The sequence below is a fragment of the Armatimonas sp. genome (genome assembly GCF_964826245.1).
Genome location: NZ_CBAYMC010000223.1, coordinates 1 through 6,965, shown reverse-complemented (window position 1 = coordinate 6,965; position 6,965 = coordinate 1). Strand labels below are relative to the sequence as shown.

Annotated in this window: 5 protein-coding genes; 1 reads left to right on the top strand and 4 read right to left on the bottom strand. The window is 55.8% G+C overall.

All coding sequences use genetic code 11. The features are described 5' to 3' along the window. The first annotated feature begins 262 nt into the window (after window positions 1-262). The gene (locus AC1XOS_RS17720; protein WP_481963546.1) at window positions 263-2,848 is read left to right on the top strand and encodes a S8 family serine peptidase; all 2,586 of its coding nucleotides are present in this window, start codon (window positions 263-265) and stop codon (window positions 2,846-2,848) included. A gap of 150 nt (window positions 2,849-2,998) precedes the next feature. On the opposite strand, the gene AC1XOS_RS17715 is transcribed toward AC1XOS_RS17720, so the two are convergent. The 4 genes from AC1XOS_RS17715 to AC1XOS_RS17700 form a co-directional block, all read right to left on the bottom strand. After that, a complete protein-coding gene (locus tag AC1XOS_RS17715; protein ID WP_481963545.1) occupies window positions 2,999-3,679 on the bottom strand; it encodes a PP2C family serine/threonine-protein phosphatase in 681 nt (226 codons plus the stop codon). 5 nt (window positions 3,680-3,684) lie between these two features. Beyond that, window positions 3,685-4,527, bottom strand: coding sequence for a VWA domain-containing protein (locus AC1XOS_RS17710; RefSeq protein WP_481963544.1), 843 nt, complete (start codon window positions 4,525-4,527; stop codon window positions 3,685-3,687). A gap of 2 nt (window positions 4,528-4,529) precedes the next feature. Beyond that, a complete protein-coding gene (locus AC1XOS_RS17705) occupies window positions 4,530-5,684 on the bottom strand; it encodes an exo-beta-N-acetylmuramidase NamZ family protein (RefSeq protein ID WP_481963543.1) in 1,155 nt (384 codons plus the stop codon). A gap of 79 nt (window positions 5,685-5,763) precedes the next feature. Next, window positions 5,764-6,894 (bottom strand): outer membrane beta-barrel protein, encoded by a 1,131-nt coding sequence (locus AC1XOS_RS17700; RefSeq protein WP_481963542.1) that lies wholly within the window; start codon window positions 6,892-6,894, stop codon window positions 5,764-5,766. Between the last annotated feature and the right edge of the window lie 71 nt (window positions 6,895-6,965).

Here is a 6,965-nt window from a genome sequence, read left to right as displayed (position 1 = left end):
AATAATACGGCCTTCCCCAGCGTGCGAACCCGCCTCCCCTAGGAGACAATGCAGAAAGAGCCGCTCGAAAGAGCGGCTCTGTTTTTTATCTTGAAAAATACGACAAGGAACTCTAATCATGAAGGATTATAGAAAAATTGGAGCCCAGTGGTCAGCTATGGCACTTGCCATGCTGGCTATACCTGTTTTAGGGCAATCCGCATGGGCGCAGGGATCACGTCTCCCGGCTCCCATCACGGATACCTCGGGGCTTTCTGCTACCGTGCAACAGCAAATTGCTCTCATCAACCAGGATAAGTTAGCGCGGACGCCTGCACAAAAAAAGCTCTCGTCGAGCCTGATCTTTGCCGCGAGAATAGACCAAAATCAGCCTGCCGTTTCGGGAGTACCCTCGCTTCGAGCTCCCGGCTTACAACGTGATATGGTTGGTCGTGTCTTGGTGGATATTAAAGGCAATGTCACCACAGGGTTGCGGCAAAACATCGCAGGCATGGGAGGGACGGTTGTCTCTGCCTACCCAAAGTGGGGAGCCCTGCGAGCCTGGATTGGAACCGCCTGGCTGGATCAGCTTGCTCTTAGTCCCGATGTTCGTATCATTCGCCCTGCAGATAAACCTGTACGCAACTCTGGCTCTGTGGAGAGCGAAGGGGATGCGGCACATGGCTCTAAGTTGGTTCGAGAAGCCTATGGTGCTGGTGGGGGAAACAGCAAGATTGGTGTGATCTCGGATAGTGTTGATTTTCTGGCGACTTCTGTGGCCCTAGGTGATCTGCCAAATAATGTCGAGGTACTCATAGATGACCCCGGTCAGTCTGGTGAAGGCACCGCGATGCTGGAGATCATCCATGATGTCGCGCCAGATGCAGTGCTCGCCTTCGCCACGGGCTTTTTAGGTGAGGCACAGATGGCGCAGGCGGTCTTGGACTTGGCTGCGGCGGGTTGTGACATTATAGTTGATGACCTTGGCTATCTTTTTGAGAGCCCGTTTCAAGATGGTGTGATTGCACAAGCCGTGGAGCAAGTCGTTGCTCAAGGTAAGCTCTACTTCTCCGCTGCTGGAAATCAGCGCAATAGTGTCTGGGAAGGGGACTTCCGAGACGGCGGTGCCGCAACGGGTGTCCTTGCAGGATTTGGAAGAGTCCATCGCTTTCCCAATAATAACCTTTTTAACATTCAAACGCAGAATGTTATTACGCGCATCATCCTTGGTTGGTCTGATCCAAGCCTTGCTTCGAATAATGACTATGATCTCTATATCCTGAACTCCACAGGAACCACTGTCTTTGAGACATCAGATAATGTTCAAAATGGGACGCAAGATCCTATCGAGTTTGCTAGTGCCTTCCCTGGCGAGCGTGTTGTCATTGTAAAGTGGTCTGGGGAAGACCGTGCCCTACGACTCTATGCACCTGACGCTGGTTCATTTACGGTGACTACCACAGGCGAGACCTACGGTCACTCCGCTGCTGCAGGAGCCTTTGGGGTTGCGGCGGTTGATGCGAACCTGGCATTTCCGAGCACCTTTTCGCTGTCACTAGGCGGACTGACCACGGAGTCCTTCTCGTCAACGGGACCACGGCGCATCTTCTACAATGCCGATGGAACGGCCATTACGCCCAATAACTTCCTCTTTGCCACCAATGGTGGCGTGGTACTCAACAAGCCAGATTTTACCGCTGCCGACGGGGTTAAGACGACCTTCCCTGGTTCAAGCGGACTGAATCCTTTCTTTGGAACCTCCGCTGCTGCTCCCCATGCGGCAGCGCTCATGGCACAGATGAAGTCTCTCGATACTCAGGTTATTACTCCCGTATCGTATTCATCTGTACAGGGTGCTTTGCTGTCGCGTAACGAGCTTGTCACTGCTTTTACAAACACAGCACTAGATATCGAGGCTGTGGGTTGGGATGGTAGAGCGGGTGTGGGGATTCTGTCGGCAGATCGTGCTGCCGATAAGCTGGTCAACTTCGTGAGCAACCTGGTAGTCACTCCAGGCTTGGATCAGGTGACATTCACCTGGAAGACTTCACTGCCTGCGGCTTCGACGGTTTGGGTTGGGAAAGATATCGACGATCCTGATGCTATTTTTGTCGATGACCCTTCGTATACCACAGATCATAGTGTGACCATTACGGGGCTCACTCTTGATGTGACGTATCTGTATCAAGTGGACTCTTCCAGTGAGTCTGGCGCAGTCTATAATGCGGTTACGGGTAAGTTTACAACGATCTTCATTGACAATGTCTCGGTCACGGGTATCGGAGCCAATCAGGTAACGATCTCCTGGCGAACCGCAGTGCCCGCAACCTCCAAGCTTGTTCTCTCTGAGGGGCCTTCCGATCCTAACCCGATTGTGGTGACGGACTCCAACTTGGTGACCGATCACTCTGTGACGGTTACTTCCATCCGTGAGGAGACAGACTACGACTACACGCTCTCTTCCGAGACACTACCCGCTCCTGACGGCTTCCGTGGAGAGCGAAGCGGAAAATTCAGAACTCTGGAGCTCCAAGAGGTCAGTCTCGTCTCGGCAGTATTGCTTAGCAAGAGTGCTACGACCTGGCAGCTTGAGGTGACTCTTAAAAATAATAGCCTCTTCACGACTGTTAAAAACTTTAAAATAGATGGTGTGGTATTTAGTGCCAATAATACCACCACCTTCACGAGACCAAATGTGTTCTCGATGCCTGATCTTGCCCCGAATACCACGGTCAAGCAGATCTTTAGGTTCAATAAGCTAAGAACTTTAGGGACTGTTGTGAGGTCGAGTGTGGCTGGCTACTACAATACTCCACGGCGAACAGGAAAGCGCTTCAGTGGGAGTGTAATTACGACTATAAGGCCCTAGTGGCTTGGAATAGGGCGGGGCTGCAAGTGCAGCCCCGCTTTTTTTTGCCTATGAAAACTTTGGCTACGGGGGCTTCCGGCTTCAGGCCGCCTCTGGCCCCGAGACGCTTGCCTGCCGACGCGCCTCGGTCACTGGCAGAAGGGATGCGGCTTACGCTCCCCTGGTATCAGGAGCGATTGAAAGAATCGCCACGGTAGCGTCATCGAGGGCAAGACGGCCCGCGTTGCGTAGGTTCTGCACCCAGCGGGCAAAGTCCCTGTCGTTCTGAAGAGCTAGGAGCGCCTGCCAGGGTTGGTGTGCTTGCTCGGTCAGCAACCACGCTGCGAGGGCATCCGTGGCGGCGATGAGCGTATCGCCCGGCTGAAGGGGGAAGCTGGCGGAGAGCATCTCGGGGAGGAGACCGTGGGTGGGGACGAGCATGGGATGCGTGGCGAAGTCCTCGGCTCTGGTGTAGGGAAAGGCAAAGGCTAGGTTGTCGTCGCGGATCACAAAAGCGCAGGTGTCCCCGATCGTTTGTACCTGAAGCTGCGTATCATCCCAGCAAATCCCCAAAAAGCTCGCGTGCGTGGGCTGTCGTAGCTTATCCGCCAGAAACCAGGGGAGGGGGTTTTGTCGCACCTCTTCCTGCCAGAGCTGTGCGGCCCGCTCCCGATCCAGCGTGCCCGTTGCCACAAATTGCTCTCCCAGCCATCGTGCCCAAAGCCCCGAGAAAGCATCCGATGAAGCGCCATCCGTGAGGGCAAGGCGCTGCCCTTGCCAGGCAAGTGCGTCTTCGTTCTGTTCGGGTGTGACGGCGTCTTTGGCAAGCGTGAAAGACTTTATCGCTGCCACTGTCTCTACCAAAGCCGTCCAGGGCGTGTTCCAATCTCCAGAGCCAGCACCAGCAGGCTGGGATCGGCATTGAGGACGAACGCGCGGGCTTGTTCTGTGAGAGGCAGGCCGTTCTCCCAGGCGATGGTGCGCATGTAGGGAGTCAGGTAGCTTGCCTTGTCAAAGAGTAGCTTGGCGTAGGGGTCGTGGAGTGGCATGGACTGATCGGGAAACGAGAGGGGCTGTGCGGCGCGTCTGCTGGAGAGGTGCACATTGAAAAGCGTGGAGCGCCCGGTGCCTGTGCCGGTATTGGCCAGCGCTTCTAAATAGGTCGCTGGGTCGCCATCGGTTGCCTCACCATCGGTAATGTGGACGATTACCGGTGGGTGTGATGATGGGTTTTTGGCAGTCCAGAACGCCAGAATATCATGGGCAAGGTGCAGGGCCGTGCACATGGTCGTGGAGCCGTGAGCCTGAGGGGTGATCCAGATAGGGACCTGGATAGTCTCTGTCGTTCCATCGCCAAAGCTCACAGGACGCTCCTCCAGCCGAAGCACATGATCGGCAACTTGTGAGATGGGCACCAGCTCACGGCCACGCAGTGCTCCCTGCCAGGCGGAGCCAACCTCGGCCCCGTAGCCAATAACCGCAACCTCGAAGTAGTCACGAATGCCATCGGACTTGGAGCAGGAGAGAATCAAGTTGCGCAGTAGGTTATTGAGTGCTAGCGCCACTGCCTCCGCCTTGGTCACGGGAGCTTGCCCGTCACGCTCACCAAAGGGCTCGGCCATGGACGACGACTGATCTAAAATAAAGCAGAAGCACGAGGGTGTGTAGCGCGTGATATCGGAGTTGCTGTAGCGGCTCATGGCTAGGAATACAACAAGTACGGCGCTCTTTCCTTCTCAAACTGCACAGCGCCTTTTTGGTACTCCTGCCAGAGCGCTGAGGTATCCCCACCGCGCATAAAGAGACTCCGTACTCTGTCGGTTCCGCAGGAGAGATCGAACATCCGTGAGGGCTCACCGGGCGAGAAAGGCTTTGCGACTCCCACAGCCTTCAGTGCCGCCAGGAGCGTGAAGTTAGGGCGCGTCCACTCCGCGTCCACGCCTTGTGGGGCTTTGACGCGCACACCTTGGCAGAGCTCGCCGGAGAAGAGTCCCTTGGAGGGAGTGAAGCTTGCGGCCTCGTAACCGAAGCCTGTGACGGGAAGGCGCTGGAGTGCCGCGAGAAGCTTAGCGCTGCTGAGCGTGGGGCTTCCCACATAGCCAAAGGGATCGTCGGTTCCGACCCCGATGGCGATGCAGTCCAGCTCACCCAGAATCCCCGTGGCGGCGTAGAGGCGTGCCGAGCGAAGGGTGGGGATATTGGGCGATGTCGGAATCCAGCGGCGGCTGTCCCAACCCGAGTCGCGGCGGCGCAGGCCCGAGCAGATAATCACATCGAGCTTGGGCTTGAGGCCACCTGGGAGCCAGCCCTTGCCGCTGATCATGCGCCCCACTTCTCCCAGGGTCATGCCATGTCGGTAGGCGACGGGGTACTTACTGACAAACGACGTAAACCCGGTCTGCACCGGCCCCCCTTCAACTCGCTGGAGGCCTAAGGGGTTGGGGCGATCCAACACGAGGGTGGGCAGTCCTGCCCGCGCCGCCCCTTCGAGCACGCAGCCCAGTGTGGAGAGATAGGTGTAGCTTCGGCAGCCAATGTCCTGCAAGTCAAAGACCAGTAAGTCGAGGCCCTTGAGCATTGCCGCTGTCGGGACTTTTGTCTTTCCGTAGAGCGAGTAGGCAGGCAGGCCCGTCTTGGCATCTTTGTACGACTCAATCCACTTTCCCGCCGCTACATCGCCACGCACCCCATGCTCGGGGCCAAAGAGTGCCGTGAGCTTCACACCACCTGCCTGGAGTGCTTCGATAGCGTGGACCCCATCAGGAAGTGCCGCAGGCGGGTGTGTCACTAGCCCAATCTTCTTGCCCTTGAGCCGCGCAAACCCATCTGCCGCTAACACTTCCAGTCCCGTTTTCATGGAGAAATTGTACCTAAAAAAAAGAGGCCGCTCACACTGTGAGCGGCCTGAGGAGGCTTCGATTCGGAGGAAAGAAAATCTAGAAACTCAGAACATGCGCTAGGCTGATAGTCGTCTGATTTTTCTTCGGTGCGCTCTTGGTGGGGAAGATCGCTGTATTAGCACTGTCAAAGCGTGCCTCAATCAGGGTGCGAACACCCTTCTGGCTCGACTTAAGCTCGTAGCTTGCTGTCACGGAGCTAAGTTGGGGCTTGCCTGAGCCACCGAGTGCTAACCACGGCGTGTTGCCATCCGCACTTAGGGTCTCAGCGCGTAGCCCGACGGTGTTTCCATTGGCAAGCGTTTGGGTGTAGTAGCCAGTGAATGCTTGGCCGTTGTAGGTCGCATTTGTCGCATCCTTGCCTGTGGTAAGGGAGGCATCGAGGGCGATGTTGGCTGCTGCGCTGAGCTTGCGGGTATAGACGACATTCGCGATATTGCGCTGCTTCTCACCGAACACAGCGGCACCTGCTACGGTACCAGTCTGGAGCGTGTCGCGGCTGCTGAGGCCATTGACATAAACCGTCGACTTGTCCGAGAGCACATGAGCAAGCTGAAAGCCAAGCCCCAGGTCTTTGTTACCGTTGGTCTCAACTCCGCTGAAACGATTGACAATGGCACCGACTAGGGTTGTTTTCTCTGAGAGCGTGATATTTGCCTTGACTCCGCCATGATAGAAGGGCTGAAACTGGCCAAAGTGAAAGCTCTTGGTGAAGAAGTTACCCGTGCCCATGGGGATGGTTTCGTAGCCGACCCAGGTTGGGAAGATGCCTGCATCCACCGCGAGCTTGGAGGTGAGCTGTTGGCTGATGACAGCTTCATAGAGATTGCCCGTGCTGGTGTTGTAGTTGGCGGCATTGACGGGTAAGCCTGGCTTGACTTCACCGTCCACGAAACGAATCGAGAAGCCAGGCTCTTTTGCGGTCTTATCTTTGTAGAAGTGTAGCTCGCCATAATTGAGCGCGACCTCACCGGATTTTTTATTGAAGTAGGAGCCGTTACCACCATAGAGTCCCGTTGGGACAGCGCCTGCCGCGGGGCTATTGGCATTGTAGGTGTAGTTCAGCTCAAGTGTCGCTCCCACCTTGATGGGGGAGTCTTCGGCGGAAGCAATGCTTGCAATGCTTGCAATTAAGCTGAAAGAGAGAGAGAGTCGTGTAAGTTTATGCATGAGATCACTTTCTAAAAGGTAGGATAAGTAGTACCTCTGGAAATACCAGAGGTAGAAAAAAGTTACTTGGT